Below are 17,287 nucleotides of genomic sequence, written 5' to 3'. Positions count from 1 at the left end.
ATGACCGCCACCGCAGGCGTGGTCCAGGGACAGGAATCCGCCTTCCCGAAGGCCGAGTACGATGCGCGCGTCGCCCGGGCCCGCCAGGGACTGGTCGAGGCCGGCATCGACGTGATGATCGTGACCGGCCCGGAGAACATCTTCTATCTCACCGGCCAGCAGACCCCGGGCTACTACACCTTCCAGGCGCTGGTGCTGCCGGTGGAGGGCGAGCCCGCGTTCGTGGTGCGGCAGCTCGAATATTTCAACTTCATCGCCAACACCTTCATTTCGGATGCGGCGATCTACCAGGACAGCGACGATCCGGTCGCGTTCCTGATGGCGCTGATCGCGGCGAAGGGCCTCAAGGGCAAGCGCGTCGCCATCGATAAGCGCGGCTGGTTCCTGCCGATCGCGACCTACGAGGCGCTGCAGTCCGCGCTCGGCACGGTGCACGATGCCGCCGGCATCGTGGAGAAGCTGCGCGCGGTGAAGTCGCCGCTCGAGGTGGAGAAGCTTGAGCGCGCGGCGGCCTATGTCGATGCCGGCCTCAATGCCGGCCTCGCCGCCGTGCTGCCGGGCGCCACCGAGAACGACCTCGTCGCGGCGATGATGGGCGCGGCGATCGCGGCCGGCTCGGAATATATGGGCATGGAGCCGCTGGTCTCCTCCGGTCCGCGCAGCGGCGTGCCCCACGGCACCTGGAAGCGGCGGCGGCTTGAAGCCGGCGATCCGGCCTTCCTCGAGATGGCCGCCTGCCACGACCGCTACCACGCCGCGCTGATGCGCTCGGTGTGGATCGGCAAGCCCCCCGCCGAGGCGGTGGAGATGATGAAGGTGTGCCAGGAGGCGCTCGCCGTCTCGCTCGACGCCATCAAGCCGGGCGTCGCCTGCGAAGTGCCACATCTCGCCTGCCAGAAGGTGATCGACGCCGCCGGCTACACCGACAACTTCCGCAAGCGGCTCGGCTACAGCGTCGGCATCTCGTTCGCGCCGGACTGGGGCGAGGGCAGCATCCTCAGCCTCAACACCGGGGTGAAGACGCCGCTCGTTCCGGGCATGGCGTTCCATCTGCCGCCGGCGCTGCGCGTCTACGGCCGCTTCACGGTGGGCGTCAGCGAGACCATCGTCGTCACGGAAACCGGCTGCAAGGTGCTGGGCACCGTCGACCGCAGCTTCCGCGAAATCGCGGTCTGACGCCGCGCCCGAATGTCCGCCCGGGGCATGTCCCGCGCGGCACCGTCCATCGACACGGGGCGCATTCCCTGATGCGCCCCGATCTCCGCATTTCGAGCGCACCGCTCACGCGGGCGGCATGCCCGGCGAAGCGCGCTCCAGGCCATCGATCACAAGGCAGGCTGTCATGAAGGACATCGCCGAATCCCGCGCGCGTCTCGCGGGTCTTTTCAACATCACGGTCACGCCGTTCGATTCCGACGGCGCCATCGACAAGGCGGGCCTCGCCCGTTCGGTCGAGCGCGTCATCGGGCTCGGCTACGATGGCATCCTGATCGGCGGCACCTACGGCGAGTTCCCGGCGATGTCGGCGGACGAGCGCGCGGATCTGTTCCGCACCGTCATGGACATCGTCGGCGACCGGGTTCCGGTCATGCTGTGCTCGGCCGGGTCCGATGCCCGCACGGTGCGCGACCTGACCGCGCTCGCCGGCGATCTCGGCGGCCTGCCGATGGTGACGCCGCCCTATGTGTCGGAGGTCACCGACGGCCAGATCGTCTCGTTCTTCGAGGAGATGGCGCCGCTCTCGAAGACCGGCATCCTCGTCTACAACGCCCCCGGCATCGGCATCACCCTCCAGCCCGACGTGCTGGAGCGGCTGGCGGACGTCCCGGACGTCGTCGGCGTCAAGCAGGGCGACCTGTCGGTGGCGGTCATCGACCGCATCGCCAACCGGCTGTCCGGCCGCATCCGGCTGTTCTGTGCGTCGGATCTGGCGTTCCTCGGGCCGATGATGGCCGGCTTCGACGGCATCTCGTCCACCAATTCATGCGCGCTGCCGGAACTCATCCTGGCGACCTATCGCGCGCTGGAAGCCGGCGACGCCGCGACCGCGCGCGACCTGCACCGGCTGTGGTACCCGTTCCGCGCGCTCGCCCGCCGTCACGGCCAGCCGCAGACGACCAAGGCGGCGATGGCGCTGCGCGGCTTCGACGGCGGCCATGTGCGCCCGCCGCTGCGCGATCTCGAAGCCCCGGCCATTGCCGAGGTCGCCGAGGCATTGCAGGCGCTCGCCGCCGAGCCGCGCGCCCGGGTGACGCTCGCCTGAAAGCGGCCCGGTTTCGAACCGGCCCGATCCCGGGCGGCGAGGCGGAGACCACCCAGGAGCGCTTTCCGATCGGATGCAATCATCCGAACGGGATGTGCTCCAGGGCCTCCGCCCCCTTGGCCGTCCGGCGTCGCTTCAGCCGTGCGAAGCGGCGTCCGCCACGATCTCGACCGCGTCGCCGACATAGGGATTGGTGCCGCCGGCCGCCTGGTAGATCGCCTCGGAGCCGGTGGCGACCGGCGAGGTCACATAGTTGAACGCCGTCGACAGGTCGCTGAAAAAGCCGGCGCCGCTGATTTCAGCCAGCGCGGCATCATCGATGATCCGCGTATGATCATTCGTATTCGTCTTCGAGATAGACATCGAAAGAACTCCGGGTGTGCATTTCTTGCTTCGACTTCGATGAAGTGAAGCTCGCTGTGTGACGGAATGGAAGATGCGCCTAGGCCGACGCGCCGTCCAGACTGCCATTCCCCACCCTGAGTACATGTCCTTTATTTAATGCGCGGTGGAGCGGGGCGCCTTCCGGCCTGACGCACCCCGCTCCCGTCCGCAGATCCGTGTCGATCTGATGTTGCCATCAGATCGGAAGGCGCTCCTAGTCCTGCGATTCTCGCGCCTGGCGCGCGAAGTCGTTGATGGTGGCGAGCGCTTGCTCGAAACGGCCCTCCGCCTCCGCGTCCCGCAGGAAGTGCACGCGCTCCACCAGGATCTCCGGCGGCGTCGGCTGCTGCGCGAACAGGGTCATCACCTCGTCGATGAACTCCGCCAGCGGCTGGTAGCCCGGTCGCGTCGCCTGGCCGGGCGTCAGGCTGGTGCGCACCGCCGGCGGCGCCAGCTCGATCACCTCGACCTTGCCCTTCAGCGCGTCGCGCATCGACACGGTGTAGGAATGCAGCGCCGCCTTGGTGGCGGAATAGGTCGGCGTCGCCACCAGCGGAACGAAGGCGAGGCCCGACGTGACATTGACGATCGCCGCGTCTGCCTGCGCCGCGAGGTGGTCGATGAGCGCGTTGGTCAGCCGGATCGGGCCGAGCAGGTTGGTCGTGATGGTCGCCTCCGCGTCGGCGATGTCGCGTGCCGTGTCGAGCGCCTCGAACCGCATCATGCCGGCATTGTTGATCACGACATTGAGGGCGGGGTGTTCGGCGACGATGCGCCGGGCGAAGTCCGCGATCGCCTCGCTGCTGTCGATGTCGAGCGTCATCGCGCTCATGTTCGGCCGGCCGGCGATGGCCGACTCGAGCGCCTCGGGGCGGCGGCCGGCGACGATCACCGAATTGCCGAGGTCGTGGAAGCGGTGGGCGAGGGCCTCGCCGATGCCGGAGCCGCCGCCGGTGATCAGGATGGTGTTGCCGCTGAGCTTCATGGCTCGCTCTCCTGTTGGGATCGGGGTCCCTTAATTGACGTCGCCGCGCTCCGCTGGAAAGAAGGCACCGGAAAGAATTATACTTACCTGAAAGAGAGTGATACGGGCTCTGGCCCGGTCGTCGACACGGGGAGGCGGGGCCGTCTCCCGCGATGAGGGAGCCGCTTCATGGCCGGCATGCCTTTCGACCAGCGCACCATCGACGCTGCCCGCAGGATCGCCGAGCGCGTGCCGCCGTCCGAGGTCGACCCACGGGTCGAGGCGCTGGTGACGGAGCTGATCGGCCGCGTCGCCGACAAGTGGACCATGCTGCTTCTGGAGGTTCTGGCCGAGCACGGCGAACTGCGCTTCACCGCGCTCGCGCGCCTCGTGCCCGGCATCAGTCAGAAGATGCTCACCCAGACGCTGCGCCAGATGGAGCGCGACGGGATGGTGACGCGCACCGTGCATCCGGTCGTGCCGCCGCGGGTGGAATACCGCCTGACCGACCTCGGCGCGAGCCTCGGGGCGGCGTTCTGCGGCGTGTGGATCTGGGCGGAGGAAAATCTCGCCCGGGTGGAAGCCGCCCGCCGCGCCTTCGATGCGGGCTGATGCCGGCTCTTTCCCGGCCGTTTCGGCGTGAACGGAGGCCTGTCGGGCCGGGCTGCGTCGCCACGGCCGTTGACTCCGTGCACCGGATGCCCGAACCCTGCCCGGGCGCATGGTGTTCCCCGGCGGTCAGGCGCCGCCGGAGAATGAAACGGGAATGGGGAAGGAACCTGCGTTCCGGGCCCCAACCGCCCCCGCGACTGTGAGCGGCGAGTGTCTTTCCATCGTGCCACTGGGAGCCGAACGGGCATCCGGGAAGGCGGAAAGGCGTGACGACCCGCGAGTCAGGAGACCGGCCATTGCGCATGTGTCCAGCACGCCGTCGGGTGAGACGGCAAAGGAGAGACCCATGCATATCGAACCCGGCCTCGTGGCCGACGGCAAAATCTGGCTGAGCTACGTGACGGCGGCCGCCGCCGGCGGCTACGCGCTCAATCTCGCCTGGCAGGGGGTGCGCGAGCGCGGCCCGCTGTCCGTGATCGGCCGCAGCGCGGTCGCGACCGCGCTCGTCTTCGCCTTCTTCGAGGTGCTGCCGCACTATCCGGTTGGCGTTTCCGAGGTGCACCTCATCCTCGGCTCGACGTTGTTCCTGATCCTCGGCGCCGCACCCACCGCCATCGGCCTCGCGCTCGGCCTCCTGATCCAGGGCCTGTTCTTCGCGCCGTTCGATCTGCCGCAATACGGCATGAACGTCACCACGCTGCTGGTGCCGCTGTTCGCGCTGTCCGCGCTCGGCCGGCGCATCATCGCTGCCGACACGCCCTATGTTGAGCTGAAATACCGTCAGGCGCTGGCGCTTTCGACGTCCTATCAGGCCGGCATCGTCGCCTGGGTGGCGTTCTGGGCCTTCTACGGCCAGGGCTTCACCGCCGAAAACGCCGCCTCGATCTTCTCGTTCGGCGGCGCCTACATGCTCGTCATCATCGTCGAGCCGCTGGTCGATCTCGGCGTGCTCGCGGCCGCCAAGTCGCTGCACAGCCTGAAGTCGCTGCATCGCCTGAAGGGCAATGCGCTGTTCGAGCGCCGGCTGTTCGAGCCGGCCTGAGGCCGGCGGCCGTTCCGTTCGGGTCGTTGCGATCCGAACGGAACGTGCCAGCCGACGAAGACAGACGCCCGAGAGGCGGCGGCTCAGGCCGCCGCCTTTTTCGTCAGCGCGGCGCAAGCGGTCTCGATGCGGCGGCAGGCCGCCCGCAGGGTTTCCGTGTCCACGGCATAGGCGATGCGGATATAGCCCGGCGTGCCGAATGCCGATCCGTGGACCACGCCGACATGGGCGGCTTCGAGCAGGTAGGTCGCGAACCCGAGATCGTCGGCGATGAGATGGCCGTCCGGACGGCGGGTGCCGATCAGCGCGCGGCAATCGGCGAACACGTAGAACGCTCCCTCCGGCACGTCGCACGACAGCCCGTCGGTGCGCGCCACGGTCTCGAGCACGATCCCACGCCGCTCCCTGAGCGTGGCGAGCCAGCCCTCCATGAACGGCAGGCCGCCTTCCAGCGCCGCCACGGCCGCGCGCTGGCTGATGGTGCTCGGGTTCGACGTGCTCTGCGACTGCAGCACCTGCAAGGCCGACACCAGCCAAGCCGGGCCGCCGGCATAGCCGATGCGCCAGCCCGTCATCGAATAGCCCTTGGACAGGCCGTTGATGGTGAGCGTGCGGTCGGCGAGCCCGGGCGCGACGGCGGCGGGGGTGGCGAACGGCACGCCGAAGCGCACGTGCTCGTAGATGTCGTCCGCCATCACCAGCACGTCCGGATGGGCGGCGAGCACGTCCGTCAGCGCCTTCATCTCCGCGGGGCTGTAGACCGCGCCGGTCGGATTGTTCGGCGAGTTCAGCACCACCCAGCGGGTGCGGGGGCCGATGGCGGCTTCGAGCGCGGCCGGGGTCAGCTTCCAGCCGTCTTCCGGCCGGCACGGCACGATGACCGGCGTGCCCTCGGCGAGCCGCACCATGTCGGGATAGGACACCCAGTAGGGCGCCGGCACGATCACCTCGTCGCCGGTCGCGAGGGTGGCGAGGAAGGCGTTGAAGATCAGCTGCTTCGCGCCCGCCCCGGCGATCACTTCCGCGTCGGTGTAGACGAGCCCGTTCTCGCGGGCGAACTTGGCGCGGATCGCGGCCTTGAGCTGCGCCGTGCCGGCCACCGCGGTGTACTTGGTGTCGCCCTCACGGATTGCGGCGATGCCCGCCTCGCAGATCGCCGGCGGCGTCGGGAAATCGAGCTCTCCCTCGCCGAGGTTGACGACCGCATGGCCCGCCGCCGTCAGCGCGCGCACCTTGTTGGAGATTTCGGCGGTGGGCGAGGAGCCGGCACCGCTCATGCGCGGCGCGAGCCGGGCAGTCGACATGGCAGCAAATCCTTCAATCATGGATCGGAATATTGTACAGATTGACGGATTAAGTGCAATGGCGATGCGGCGCACATGCCGTCCCTTTTCAGGACGATGTGACGCCGCGCGCTGCCCGTCCGCTGAGCGACAAGCGGGCGTTGATGGCAGCACGTGCGGCGTTATTGTATGGCTTGAGTGAAACGAATCAATTTGGGATGCGGCCGATGACCCTGACGCTGGTGCTCGACGACACGGACGTTCCGGCGCGGTTCGGCGCGGCGGCCGGCGCGCTGGCGGCGGCGGAAGGCACCGCGTTCCATCATCTCCCGGCCCGGTTCGACACCGCCCGCGATGCCGATGCGGCGCAATATGTGTTCGCGGCCGGCGGTCTCGGACCCAGCGGGCTCGTCTGGGCGGAACGTGCACTCGGTTCACCAGTGCAGGCTGCTTCTTCGCCCGACGCGATCGTCGCTGCTGCGGCGGCGGGCCCGGTGACGGTGCCGCTCCACCCCGCCTTTCTCGCCGATGGCGAGGCCGTCGCGGCCCTCGAACGCGCGGCGGCGGATGCCGGCGTCGCCGTGCGCCGCGTCACTGTCGTGGAAACCGCGGAGGGCCTCGCCCTCGCCGATGCCCCGCCCGGCGCGCCGCCGCTGTTGTGGCGCGACCGCTTCGGCGGGCTTCACACCTCTGCGCGACCGGAACCGGGCGGCCGCGCGCTCGCGGTCGCGCTGATCGGCGCCGAACGCGATCACCGCGACGTCTACCCCGCCGCGGTCGCAAGCCTGGCCGATGCGGCCGAGCACCTCGGCATCGCGCTCGACGTCCATTTCGTGCCGCCGCCGGGGCTCGACGGCGCGCCGGAGGCGATCGCCGCCCGGCTGCGGGGCTTCGCCGGCGTGCTCCTTCCCGGCGGTTCGGACATGGCGAACGTGCCCGGCCAGATCCGCGCGGCCGCCGCCACGCTCGCCGAAGGCGTGCCCACCGTCGGCCTCTGTCTCGGCATGCAGACGATGTCGACGGCCGTGGCGTGGCGGGCGTTCGGCGCCGCCGTCGCGAGCCTCGCGGAGGCCGATCCCGCCGCGCCGATCAAGACCTTCGTCGCCATGGCCGGAACGAGCGGCGGCGACGGCCCGCTGCCGGAGCACCGCACCGGCGACCAGCCGGTCGCGCCCGTCGCCGGCAGCCGGCTCGCGGCCGTGCTGCCGCGCGCGCCGGTCATCCGCTGCAACCACCGCTTCCATCTCGCGCCGGCGCTGGTTCCGGAACTGGAGCGGGCGGGCCTGCGGGTCGCCGCCACCGGCTGCGGCGGCGGCATCGTCGATGCCGTCGAGGTGCCCGCCCACCCGTTCTTCATGGGCATGCAGGGCCATCCGGAACTCGGCACGCGCCGCGGCGCGCCACATCCGCTGCTGGTCGCGTTCCTTACCGCCGCCGCCCGCCACGTCCGCAACCCGGCGGCGGCCTGAAGCCGGCTAGACGGACGCGGCGGTGCGTCGCTTCCGTCAGCCTGCCGAGGCCGGGGTCGCGCGGGCGATGTCGTTGACGCCCTCGAGATCCGGGGCGCGGCCGTAGCTCATGTTCTTCATCTGCTGGAGGACGCGCGCCATTTCCTCGTCCGACAGCACCGGCGGCTCGCCGAGCGTCAGCGCCTGCACGTAGAGCCGGGAGATCGTCTCCACCTCGATGCCGAGCGCCAGCGCGTTCGACAGCGACGTGCCGAGCGAAATCTGGCCGTGCTGGCCGAGCAGGCAGGCGAGGCGGCCGTCGAGCGCCTCGATGGCGGCGTCCGAAAGCGCCTGCGTCCCGAAGGTCGCGTAGCGCGCGCAGCGGATCGTGGTGCCCCCGGCGACGCCCACCATGTAGTGGAAGCTCGGGATGGTCTTGTGGTGGCAGGCGAGCGTCGTCGCATAGACCGAATGGCAGTGCAGCACGACGTCGATGTCCGGCCGGCTCTTCAGGATGTCGCGGTGGAAGCGCCATTCCGACGAGGGCCGGCGGCGGCCTTCATAGACGCCGTCGAAGCTCATCTGCACCAGGTCTTCCGGCTCCATCCGGTCGTAGGGCAGCGAGGTCGGGGTGATCAGGAACCCCTTCGGGTTGCGGATCGAGATGTTGCCCGCGGTTCCCTGGTTGATGCCGCTCGCGTTCATGCGGCGGCCGGTCTCGACCATCTCGCGTCGCGTCGCGAGGTCGTCGTAGCTGCCGGCGCTCTGGCCGGCCGTATCGGTGGCACTCATCGGGGTCTCCTTGCGTTGGCACGTTGCCGCCATTGCGCGGCGTAGGCGGGCAGGCGGGGATCGTCGAGGATGGCGGGGCGGTCGAAGTCGAGCGCGACCGGGGTCGTGCGCGCTTCATGGGAGGAAAGCAGGGCGGCGCCGGCGACGGAGCCGTAGGCGTCGCGGCTCGCCAGCACGGTGCGGTCCGGCCGCAGCGTGGCGACGACGCGGCCATAGAGCGGATCGCGCACGAAATTGCCGTCGAGCACCACGTTCGCGGTCTCGACGAGGTCGAGGCAGCAATCGGTCAGGAGCGCGGTATAGAGCACCGCCAGCGTGAAGCGGATCGCGGGATCGGCGGCGAGCGGCCCCTCGATCGTGCCGCTGCGGGCGGTGCCGGGAAAAAGCCCGTCGTCGGTGCCGAAGAACGGCAGCGCCATCGTCCGGCTGTCGAGAATGCGGTCGAGCACCTCCAGCGAAGCCGGGCCTTCCGCCTCGCCCTTCACCGCGGTGAACTCCCGCCCGCCCATCACGAGAATGCCGGGCAGCGGCTGTCCGAGGACGTCGGCATTGCAGCAGAGCGCCGGCTGCTCCACCGCGAAGTCCGGCCCCTGCCGGTCGCTGATGGCGACGATCCAGGTGCCGGTCGAGACCACGGTCATGTCGTCGAGCCCCGCCGCCTGATAGCGGTAGAAGTTCGCCGAGGAATCGTGGATGCCGTTCAGCACGCGGATGCCGCGCTTCAGGCCCGCGGCGGCCGCGAATTCCGGCTTCAGCGGGCCGAGCGTCGCCCATGCCGGCGCGAATTGCGGCATCAGGCGCTGCCATTCCTTCTCGGCCACCAGCCGCGCCGGGCGGGCATCGGGCGCGCACCAGAGATGCGACTGCGCGGCGAGGCTCGTCACCTCGCTCGCCATCACCCCCGAAAGCCGCCACGACCAATATTGCGGGTGGGCGAGATAGGCCCGCGCACCGGCGAACGCCTCCGGCCAGCCGCGTTCGAGCCACAGCATCTGCCGGGCGAGATGGGCCGCCCCCAGCATCAGCGGGCTGCCACGCTCGCGGAACGAGCCGGCGATCTCCGCATATTCGGCGACGATCTCGGGCGGCAGCGGCTGCTCGTAGTCGATCATCGGCATGGCGAGCCCGTCGTCGTTGACGAGCACGCCGCCGGAGCCGTGGCCGCAGGTGACGATCGCCTCGAAATCGTGGCGGGCGCCGAGGGTCCGCAGGTTGTCGATCAGCCAGGTCTCGATCAGGTCGAGATCGTGGTGGCTGTAGGGCGGGCCGGGAAAGACCGGGTTCGGGGTCGAAACGGTCTCCAGCGGCCGCCCGTCCGGCGCCACGGCGATCAGCTTGACGTTGGTCTTGCCGACATCGAAGACGGCCACGGCCTTCATCGTCCCGTCTCCCGTGTCGGAGTGGCGTGCGCGCGGCAGGCCCGGCGCGGCGAAGCGGTCGGCGATGGAGCGGTTTCCGGCATCGCTGGCCTCTTCATGGCTTGCGGAACAGGGCGGCGAGATAGGGGCGCACCGTCTGCACGGTCATGACCGCGATCAGCACGCCGCCCCAGATCGCCGCCGTCAGATAGGGGCTGAGGCCGAGCTGGTTGAAGCCCGACGAGATCACCTGCAGGATGGCGAGCGCCAGCATCAGCCCCGACACCGTGCCGAACCCGCCGAACGGATCGACCCCGCCGAGCACGGCCGCCAGAATGGTCACCAGCAGGTAGGACTGGGCGTAGTCGGCGCTGGCGGAGTTGAACATGGCGAGCGTCACCAGCGCGGCGACGAAGCACATCAGGCTCGAAAGCGTGTAGACGCCGACGAGCACGCGCCTCGTATCGACCGCGGAATAGCGCGTCGCCTCGATGTTCGAGCCGATCATCGCGCAGCTGATGCCGAACGGCGTGCGCCGCAGGATGATGCCGAGCAGCAGCGCCATCACCACCAGCACCAGGAACGTCACGGGCACGCCGAAGACCGTGGCGTTGCCAACCGCCTGGAACCCGGCCGGCAACCCGGACAGCGCCTGTCCGCGGGTCAGATAGATGCTGATGCCGTCGATCAGCGACTTGGTGCCGAGCGTCACGAGGATCGGGTGCACGCCGGTGTAGGCGATCAGGGCACCGGTCGCGAGGCCGATCACGAGGCAGAGCGCGAAGCCGGCGGCGAGCGCCAGCGCGACGACCCCGAGGGTGGAATGGGCGGAAGCGCCGGGTTCCAGCAGCGTGCCCATGATCCAGACCATCAGCAGCGCGCACTGGTTCGTCGTCGCGATGATGGCGAGGTTGAGCCCCCCGGTGATCAGCGGCACGACCATCGCAAGCGACAGCAGGCCGAGCAGCGGCAGCTGCAGCATGAAGCTCTGCAGCGTGCCGGCGCTGGCGAACCCCGGAACCGCGGCGGAGAAGCCCGCGACGATGACGACGAGCAGCACGAGAAGTCCGGGCGATCCGCCCGGCGATCCGCCGCGCAGCCGCGCCATCAGGCGGCCAAGGCCTGCATCGAGGCCGGACGAGGCGAACTCAGCCATGAACCGGCTCCCCATGAACGGACTTCCCATGGATCTGGCCCGGCCCCGGGGCGGCCGGCGTCGGCCCGCCGGTGCCGTGCCCGTCGTCGAGCACGCGGCGGCGGCGGCGCTTGCGCGCGCTCAGCACGGTGATGGAGGTGGAGATCAGGATCGTCAGGCCGATCACGATCTGGAAGAAGTAGGAGGAGACGCCGAGCAGGTTCAGCCCGTTCTGCAGCATCGCCAACAGCACGATTCCGAGCAGCACGCCCGGCACGGTGCCGATGCCGCCCATCAGGCTCGCGCCGCCGAGCACCGCTGCCGACAGCACCGAAAGCTCAGTGTTGTACATGGCGTTCGGCACGCTTTCGCCCACGCGGTGCGCCTGCAGCAGGCCGCCCACCGCCGCCATCAGGCCGAGGAAGCCGTAGGCGACGAAATGCAGCCGGCCGATGTTCGCGCCGATGCGCCGCGCCGCTTCCGGATTGCCGCCCATGGCATAGAGCTGCCGGCCGATGCTGGTGCGCGTCATCAGCACCCATGTCACCAACGCCGCCACCGCCATCGCCACGATGGGCAGCGTGATGCGGGTCAGGTCGCCGTTCGGCGCCTCCGTCTGCCAGAACACGATGCGGTCGGTCCACCAGTCCGGCAGGCTGTAGATCGACTGGCCGCCCGAGAAATACATCAGCAGCGAGAAGCTCACGCTCATCATGGCGATGGTGGCGATGATCGAGGTGATGCGCACGAAGTGGATCAGCGCGGCGTTGATGCAGCCGAGCGCGATGCCGGTGGCAAGCCCGATGCCGATCGCCGCGGGCGCCGGCCACCCGGCCTTGGCCGCCGCGATGGCGGCGACGTACTGCGCGACCGAGGCGGTGGCGGCGAAGGAGATGTCGATGCCGCCCGATACCAGCACCACGAGCAGGCCCATCGCCATGATCGACTGCACGGAATAGGTCTCGAGCAGATCGACGAGGTTGGCGAGGGTCAGGAAACCCGGCGCGGCGAGGCCGAGCACGACGCCCACGAGCAGGATGACGGCGAGCAGCCACACCTCCTGGCGGCGCTGGAGCCTTGCGAGATGCTCACGCATAGATCCGCTCCTCCAGTGCGTGTTCGTCGATGCGTCCCGGGATCGCTTCCTCGACGATGCGGCCGGCGCGCATGTGGAGCACGCGGTCGCAGGTGGCGAAGATTTCGGACACCTCGTCGGAAATCACGATCACGCCGACGCCCTGGCGGGCGAGATCGGCCACGACGTCGTAGATGCCCTTCTTGTTCTTGATGTCGACGCCGACGGTGGGGCTGTCGAGGATCAGCACCTTCGGGTGGGCCGCGAGCCATTTCGCCAGCACCACGCGCTGCTGGTTGCCGCCGGAGAGGGTGCCGACGGCCTTGTCGAGTCCGCCGATCTTGATCGAGAGCCTGTCCACCCAGTCCTGCGCCAGCTTGCGCCGCCGCGCGGGCGGGATCAGGCCGAAGCGGCCGCGAAGATCGTTCATGACCGCGAGGATGATGTTGTCGGAAATCGACTGGCGCAGGATGACCCCGAGGCTCAGCCGGTCCTCCGAGACGTAGGCGATGCCGGCATCCACCGCGTCGCGGTTGGACTTGAACGCGAGCGTGCGGCCTTCCAGGGCGATGGTGCCGCTTTCCGGCCGCGTCATGCCGAACAGCGAGAGCGCGAGTTCGGTGCGGCCGGCGCCGAGCAGGCCGGTGATGCCGAGCACCTCGCCGCGGCGCAGCGTGAAGCTGACATCGGCATATTCGCCGGCGCGCGACAGGTTCTTCACCTCCAGCAGGGGAGGGGCGGCCGACATGTCGCGGGCGACCACGGTGTGGGAGATGTCGAGGCCGGTCATGAGATTGGCGATGCGGCGCTGGTCGACCTCCCCGACCGGCCAGGTGCCGACCTTGCGACCGTCGCGCATCACCGTCACGCGCTCGGCGATCTCCACCACCTCGTCGAGGCGGTGAGAGACGAACACGACGGCAATGCCGTCGCGCTTCAGCCGCGCGACGATGGCGAGTAGCCGGTCGACCTCGGCGCGCGTCAGCGAGGCGGTCGGCTCGTCCATGAAGATCAGCCGCGCGCTCGCCGCCAGTCCGCGGCAGATCGCGACGATCTGGCGTTCGGCCACCGACAGGTCGCCGACGAGCGCGGTGGGGTCGAGCGTGAAGTCGAGGCGTTGCAGCACGCGCTCGGCGAGGGCGCGCATCCCGGCATAGGACACCGGCCGGACGACGCCTTCGAGATGGCTCTCGACGGCGATGTTCTCGGCGACGCTCAGGTTCGGGAACAGCGAGAGATCCTGGAAGATCACCTGGATGCCGAGGGCGCGGGCACGCGCCGGGGTGAGTGGCAGCACCGGCTTGCCCTCGATCTCGACGCTGCCCTCGGTCGGCGGGTGAACGCCGGCGACCGTCTTGATCAGCGTCGACTTTCCGCAGCCGTTCTCTCCGACGAGGCAATGCACCTCGCCGGCGCGGACGTCCCAGTCGATGCCCTGCAGGGCGAGCACGCCGCCGAAGCGCTTGGTCACGCCGGAGAGGCGCAGGAAGGGCGCCGGCTCAGTCATGGTGCGGCCTGTACCGGCAAAGCCTGCCGTGGCGTGGTTCGGTCATGGACGAGGTTCCCGGCATCGGTCCGACAGGACGATAGAAGGGATGAAAGCGCAGATGCGCGGCGAACGCGCGGCGTCGCGGCCTGCGGCGGAGGTTCGAGGCCCGAGGGGCCTCCCGGCCGGCGAACGGTCCGGCCGGAAGACAGCCGCTTCCGGTTCGAAGGATGCGGCGATCCCGCCGGCCGGACGGATCGATCCGCCCGGCGGGACCGGAGTTCCGTCAGAACCCGAGGTCTTCAGAGGCCCGTATCAGAGGCCCATATCGGCGAGCCGCTGGATGTTCGCCTTGTCGAGCGCTTCCAGCTTCTGGGCCTGGATCAGCCGCTTGTCCGGATAGACCTTCACCGGGCCGACGCCCACGAGTTCCATGCCGTCGGTCGGCTCCTTGCCTTCGGCCAGCATCTTGGAGAGCTGGACGAACACTTGGCCGGCCGTCATCGGGTTCCAGATGTAGCCGCCGCGGATGGTGCCGTTCATGACGTATTTCAGGCCCTGGCCCGGCGAGAAGCCGCCGACGAGGGCGACGGACTTCGCCTTGCCGCGGTCGTCGAGCACGCGGGCGGCGCCGATCGGGCCCTGGGAGCCGAAGGTCAGGATGCCCGTGAGGTCGGGATGGGCGCGAAGCTGATCCTGGGTGGTCTTGATGGATTCATCCAGGCTCTCGGCGACGCCGAAGCGGTCGCCGACCATCTCCATCTCCGGATATTTTTCCTTCTGGTAGGCGATGGCCGCATCGGCCCAGGCATTGTGCAGCGGCACGGTCAGCGAGCCGACATAGACGATGTACTTGCCCTTGCCGCCCATCTCCTTGGCCAGCAGGTCCATGTGGGCGCGGCCGTATTCCTCGATGGTGGTCAGCTCGAAGTCCCAGTCGTTGCCCTTGAGCTGCGGTCCCTCGTGGGCCAGCACCTTGATGCCGGCGGCCTTGGCGCGGGCGATCACCGGCTCCAGCGCGGCGGCGTCGTTCGGAACGATGCCGATCACGTCGACCTTGCGGGCGATCAGATCCTCCATCGCGCGCACCTGCTGGGCGGCGTCGGCCTGGGTCGGCCCGACCATCCAGGCGTCGACGTTCTCGGCCTTGGCCTCTTTCTTGATGCCCACGTCCATGGCGTTGAACCACGGAATGCCGCCGATCTTCACCACGATGCCCGCCTGCGGGACCTTGTCCTGCGCGAAGGCGACCGGCAGTCCGAAGCTCGCGGCCATGGCGACCGCGGCGCCTGCGCCGACGGTGTTGAGGAGTGTCCGGCGTGTCAGTTTCATGTGAAGCCTCCCTCGAGTTTTCTGTTTTTGATTGTGCTTCAGCGGGCTTTGCCGCCCGCGTCTCGACGGTCCGGGCATCTGGTCGCCGGTCGGGCCTTGCCTTCGGCCGGCGATGCTCGGGCCGTCGAATTCGTCGTCTCCCCCGCCGTCCGGACCAGCGGTCCGGTCGGCCCGGAGCGCGCGCCCCGCAAGTCCGGCATTCACCCGGCCGGCGGGACGGTCGCTCTCGGGTTCTCGTGGCTCGGGCGGTCTCCTCGTCCGGTCCGTTTCAATCCGGCCGGGAGGGGTCCTTGTCCGAGCGCCGCAGGCTGGAGCCGCGGATCGCGATGGAGCAGGTCAGACGCACCGTCTCCGCGTCGCAGTCCTCACCCGATATCCTGCGCATCAACCGCTTCCAGGATGCCCGGGCCATGTCCTCGACCGGCTGGGACACAGCCGTGATCGGGGGGCGCACCAGGCGCATCCACTCGGTCTCGTCGAAGCTCGCGAACGCGATGTCGCCGGGCATGTCGAGATCGAGGTCCGCGATCGTCTGATAGGCGATCAGGCTCGTGACATGATCGAGCGAAAACAGTGCATCGGCGCGCAAAGGGCGCGAAAGATGTGCCTTGAGGCGCGCACGAACCGCCGACGGATCGAGCCCGACGTCCAGGAACTGCAGGGTCATCGTCCCTGCCGCCGCCACCGCGCCCTCCCAGCGCTCGCGGACGTTGCTGATGGCCAATGTCGTGCCCACGACGAGGCACGTCCGGTATCCCTGGCTCGCGAGGTGGGCCGTGATGGCTCCCGCCGCGCGGGCATTGTCCACGGCCACGAGATCGAAAGCCGCTTCGTCCGGAATGCGGTCGGCGACCACGAGCGCCGGATATCCGCCCCGCGGCAGGCGTGCCGCCAGCCCGCCGTCGCAGGGGATAACGATCAGGCCCGCGGGCCGCCAGGAGCGGATCGCATTCAGCCGCTCCGCCTCCTGCTCCGGCGTATTAGCCGAGCTGACCACCAGAAGATCGAAGCCGTCGTCCCGCGCAAGGCTCTCCAGCGTCGAGACGAACGCCGCGAACATCGGGTTCGTCAGATCGGGCACCACGATGCCCGCAAGCGAATGGCGGCCGGATCTCAGGCGGGATGCGTTTGAATCCGCGACGTATCCCAGTTCTTCCACGGCCGCCATCACGCGATCAACAAAAGTCCGTGTTACCGACGGCTTTCCATTGAGCACATTAGATACGGTCGCTGGCGAAACGCCCGCTCGCTTGGCAACTGCGTGTATTGACGGGGAGCGTCCCAACTCTGTCTCGAATCCGGCCGTTGCCGAACCTCCCGTAAATCGTTTTATCGGAGACTAGACTTCCGCACAGATCGTGTCAATCATGTCGTCATCGAGTGCTCGCCGCCCGTTGCTTGACGCAATGCAGCAAAGAGTGTTCGCGGATGCAGCGTAGCGGACGGCTTTCATAATGATGACAGGCACATCCATCGACTTCGAAGGCCTTGCCGCGCTGGCGGCGAAGCCCCGGCCCGGCCGTTTCCTGGTGGCGGTGGCCGGTGCGCCGGGGTCCGGAAAGTCGACGCTGGCGGAGCGCCTCGTCGAGCGCCTGGACGCGGCGGAGCCCGGTTGCGCCGCGGTGCTGCCGATGGACGGCTACCATTTCGACGACCGTGTGCTCGTTCCGCGCGGCCTGCGCCCGCGCAAGGGCGCGCCGGAGACGTTCGATGTCGGCGGCCTCAGGCACATGCTGATCCGCCTGCGCGAGAACGCCGAGGACGAGATCGCGGTGCCGGTGTTCGACCGCGACCTGGAAATCGCCCGCGCCGGCGCCCGCCTCATTCCGAGGAGCGTGCGCATCATCGTGGTCGAGGGCAACTATCTCCTGCTCGACCGGGCGCCCTGGTCCGGCCTCCGGGACCTGTTCGATGCCACCGTGATGATCGCCGCGCCGGAGGCGGTGCTGCGGCAGCGCCTGGAGGCGCGGTGGCAGGCCTACGATCTCTCGCCGGACGAGATCGCCGCCAAGCTCGAAACCAACGATCTGCCGAACGGTCGCCTGATCATGGCGGGCAGCGTGGCGCCGGACTACGTCCTGCACAGCGGATAGGACGGGACCGGCCCGCCAAC

At 69.2% G+C, this 17,287-nt stretch carries 16 protein-coding genes and 1 riboswitch; of the genes, 6 read left to right on the top strand and 10 right to left on the bottom strand.

Annotated elements, in window-relative coordinates; genetic code table 11:
- Positions 1-1,176: a M24 family metallopeptidase gene (locus BUF17_RS17295; protein ID WP_073631036.1), complete on the top strand. Its 1,176-nt coding sequence runs from the start codon at positions 1-3 to the stop codon at positions 1,174-1,176.
- A 166-nt stretch (positions 1,177-1,342) separates the two neighbouring features.
- Positions 1,343-2,263 (top strand): dihydrodipicolinate synthase family protein, encoded by a 921-nt coding sequence (locus tag BUF17_RS17290; RefSeq protein WP_073631034.1) that lies wholly within the window; start codon positions 1,343-1,345, stop codon positions 2,261-2,263.
- Between the two features lie 135 nt (positions 2,264-2,398).
- On the opposite strand, the gene BUF17_RS17285 is transcribed toward BUF17_RS17290, so the two are convergent.
- The gene (locus BUF17_RS17285; protein ID WP_073631033.1) at positions 2,399-2,626 is read right to left on the bottom strand and encodes a hypothetical protein; all 228 of its coding nucleotides are present in this window, start codon (positions 2,624-2,626) and stop codon (positions 2,399-2,401) included.
- Between the two features lie 235 nt (positions 2,627-2,861).
- The gene (locus BUF17_RS17280; RefSeq protein WP_073631032.1) at positions 2,862-3,632 is read right to left on the bottom strand and encodes an SDR family oxidoreductase; all 771 of its coding nucleotides are present in this window, start codon (positions 3,630-3,632) and stop codon (positions 2,862-2,864) included.
- Positions 3,633-3,809: 177 nt separating this feature from the next.
- Here BUF17_RS17280 and BUF17_RS17275 point away from each other — a divergent pair, with 177 nt between their 5' ends.
- Entirely contained in the window at positions 3,810-4,223 is a 414-nt protein-coding gene (locus BUF17_RS17275; protein ID WP_210215470.1) for a winged helix-turn-helix transcriptional regulator, read from the top strand.
- A 93-nt stretch (positions 4,224-4,316) separates the two neighbouring features.
- A riboswitch (cobalamin riboswitch) is annotated at positions 4,317-4,536 on the top strand.
- A gap of 33 nt (positions 4,537-4,569) precedes the next feature.
- Positions 4,570-5,265 carry an energy-coupling factor ABC transporter permease gene (locus BUF17_RS17270; RefSeq protein ID WP_073631028.1) on the top strand — a complete coding sequence of 232 codons (696 nt, stop codon included), beginning with the start codon at positions 4,570-4,572 and terminating at the stop codon, positions 5,263-5,265.
- Positions 5,266-5,348: 83 nt separating this feature from the next.
- Here the strand turns inward: BUF17_RS17270 and BUF17_RS17265 are convergent, their stop codons facing one another.
- Positions 5,349-6,569 (bottom strand): pyridoxal phosphate-dependent aminotransferase, encoded by a 1,221-nt coding sequence (locus BUF17_RS17265; RefSeq protein WP_073631026.1) that lies wholly within the window; start codon positions 6,567-6,569, stop codon positions 5,349-5,351.
- A 206-nt stretch (positions 6,570-6,775) separates the two neighbouring features.
- Between BUF17_RS17265 and BUF17_RS17260 the strand changes: the two genes are divergently transcribed.
- Positions 6,776-8,017, top strand: a complete 1,242-nt coding sequence (locus BUF17_RS17260; protein ID WP_073631210.1) for a glutamine amidotransferase-related protein — start codon at positions 6,776-6,778, stop codon at positions 8,015-8,017.
- A 36-nt stretch (positions 8,018-8,053) separates the two neighbouring features.
- On the opposite strand, the gene BUF17_RS17255 is transcribed toward BUF17_RS17260, so the two are convergent.
- The 7 genes from BUF17_RS17255 to BUF17_RS17225 all read right to left on the bottom strand — a co-directional run bounded on the left by BUF17_RS17255 (position 8,054) and on the right by BUF17_RS17225 (position 16,459).
- Entirely contained in the window at positions 8,054-8,788 is a 735-nt protein-coding gene (locus tag BUF17_RS17255; protein ID WP_073631024.1) for a class II aldolase/adducin family protein, read from the bottom strand.
- Positions 8,785-10,167 (bottom strand): FGGY-family carbohydrate kinase, encoded by a 1,383-nt coding sequence (locus tag BUF17_RS17250; RefSeq protein WP_073631022.1) that lies wholly within the window; start codon positions 10,165-10,167, stop codon positions 8,785-8,787. The genes BUF17_RS17255 and BUF17_RS17250 overlap by 4 nt, the downstream gene beginning before the upstream one ends.
- A 94-nt stretch (positions 10,168-10,261) precedes the next feature.
- Entirely contained in the window at positions 10,262-11,302 is a 1,041-nt protein-coding gene (locus BUF17_RS17245; RefSeq protein WP_073631209.1) for an ABC transporter permease, read from the bottom strand.
- Positions 11,295-12,377 (bottom strand): ABC transporter permease, encoded by a 1,083-nt coding sequence (locus BUF17_RS17240; protein WP_084564838.1) that lies wholly within the window; start codon positions 12,375-12,377, stop codon positions 11,295-11,297. Before BUF17_RS17240 ends, BUF17_RS17245 begins: the two co-directional genes overlap by 8 nt.
- Entirely contained in the window at positions 12,370-13,863 is a 1,494-nt protein-coding gene (locus tag BUF17_RS17235) for a sugar ABC transporter ATP-binding protein (protein ID WP_073631020.1), read from the bottom strand. Before BUF17_RS17235 ends, BUF17_RS17240 begins: the two co-directional genes overlap by 8 nt.
- A 294-nt stretch (positions 13,864-14,157) precedes the next feature.
- Positions 14,158-15,174, bottom strand: coding sequence for a substrate-binding domain-containing protein (locus BUF17_RS17230; RefSeq protein WP_073631018.1), 1,017 nt, complete (start codon positions 15,172-15,174; stop codon positions 14,158-14,160).
- Positions 15,175-15,442: 268 nt separating this feature from the next.
- On the bottom strand, positions 15,443-16,459 hold the full coding sequence (locus BUF17_RS17225; RefSeq protein ID WP_073631016.1) for a LacI family DNA-binding transcriptional regulator: 1,017 nt from the start codon (positions 16,457-16,459) through the stop codon (positions 15,443-15,445).
- Between the two features lie 172 nt (positions 16,460-16,631).
- Between BUF17_RS17225 and BUF17_RS17220 the strand changes: the two genes are divergently transcribed.
- Positions 16,632-17,267, top strand: a complete 636-nt coding sequence (locus tag BUF17_RS17220; RefSeq protein ID WP_210215464.1) for a nucleoside triphosphate hydrolase — start codon at positions 16,632-16,634, stop codon at positions 17,265-17,267.
- Positions 17,268-17,287 lie beyond the last annotated feature (20 nt).

Source organism: Pseudoxanthobacter soli DSM 19599 (assembly GCF_900148505.1).
Classification (GTDB): domain Bacteria; phylum Pseudomonadota; class Alphaproteobacteria; order Rhizobiales; family Segnochrobactraceae; genus Pseudoxanthobacter; species Pseudoxanthobacter soli.
The sequence above is the reverse complement of the archived record's forward strand: the minus strand, read 5'-3'. Positions and strand labels throughout refer to the sequence as shown.

Coding starts and splice junctions, on each gene's coding strand:
- BUF17_RS17295 (WP_073631036.1), top strand. CDS start 1: ATGACCGCCACCGCAGGCGTGGTCCAGGGACAGGAATCCGCCTTCCCG.
- BUF17_RS17290 (WP_073631034.1), top strand. CDS start 1,343: ATGAAGGACATCGCCGAATCCCGCGCGCGTCTCGCGGGTCTTTTCAAC.
- BUF17_RS17255 (WP_073631024.1), bottom strand. CDS start 8,788: ATGAGTGCCACCGATACGGCCGGCCAGAGCGCCGGCAGCTACGACGAC.
- BUF17_RS17230 (WP_073631018.1), bottom strand. CDS start 15,174: ATGAAACTGACACGCCGGACACTCCTCAACACCGTCGGCGCAGGCGCC.
- BUF17_RS17235 (WP_073631020.1), bottom strand. CDS start 13,863: ATGACTGAGCCGGCGCCCTTCCTGCGCCTCTCCGGCGTGACCAAGCGC.
- BUF17_RS17270 (WP_073631028.1), top strand. CDS start 4,570: ATGCATATCGAACCCGGCCTCGTGGCCGACGGCAAAATCTGGCTGAGC.
- BUF17_RS17220 (WP_210215464.1), top strand. CDS start 16,632: ATGACAGGCACATCCATCGACTTCGAAGGCCTTGCCGCGCTGGCGGCG.
- BUF17_RS17280 (WP_073631032.1), bottom strand. CDS start 3,632: ATGAAGCTCAGCGGCAACACCATCCTGATCACCGGCGGCGGCTCCGGC.
- BUF17_RS17240 (WP_084564838.1), bottom strand. CDS start 12,377: ATGCGTGAGCATCTCGCAAGGCTCCAGCGCCGCCAGGAGGTGTGGCTG.
- BUF17_RS17265 (WP_073631026.1), bottom strand. CDS start 6,569: ATGTCGACTGCCCGGCTCGCGCCGCGCATGAGCGGTGCCGGCTCCTCG.
- BUF17_RS17250 (WP_073631022.1), bottom strand. CDS start 10,167: ATGAAGGCCGTGGCCGTCTTCGATGTCGGCAAGACCAACGTCAAGCTG.
- BUF17_RS17260 (WP_073631210.1), top strand. CDS start 6,776: ATGACCCTGACGCTGGTGCTCGACGACACGGACGTTCCGGCGCGGTTC.
- BUF17_RS17285 (WP_073631033.1), bottom strand. CDS start 2,626: ATGTCTATCTCGAAGACGAATACGAATGATCATACGCGGATCATCGAT.
- BUF17_RS17275 (WP_210215470.1), top strand. CDS start 3,810: ATGCCTTTCGACCAGCGCACCATCGACGCTGCCCGCAGGATCGCCGAG.
- BUF17_RS17245 (WP_073631209.1), bottom strand. CDS start 11,302: ATGGCTGAGTTCGCCTCGTCCGGCCTCGATGCAGGCCTTGGCCGCCTG.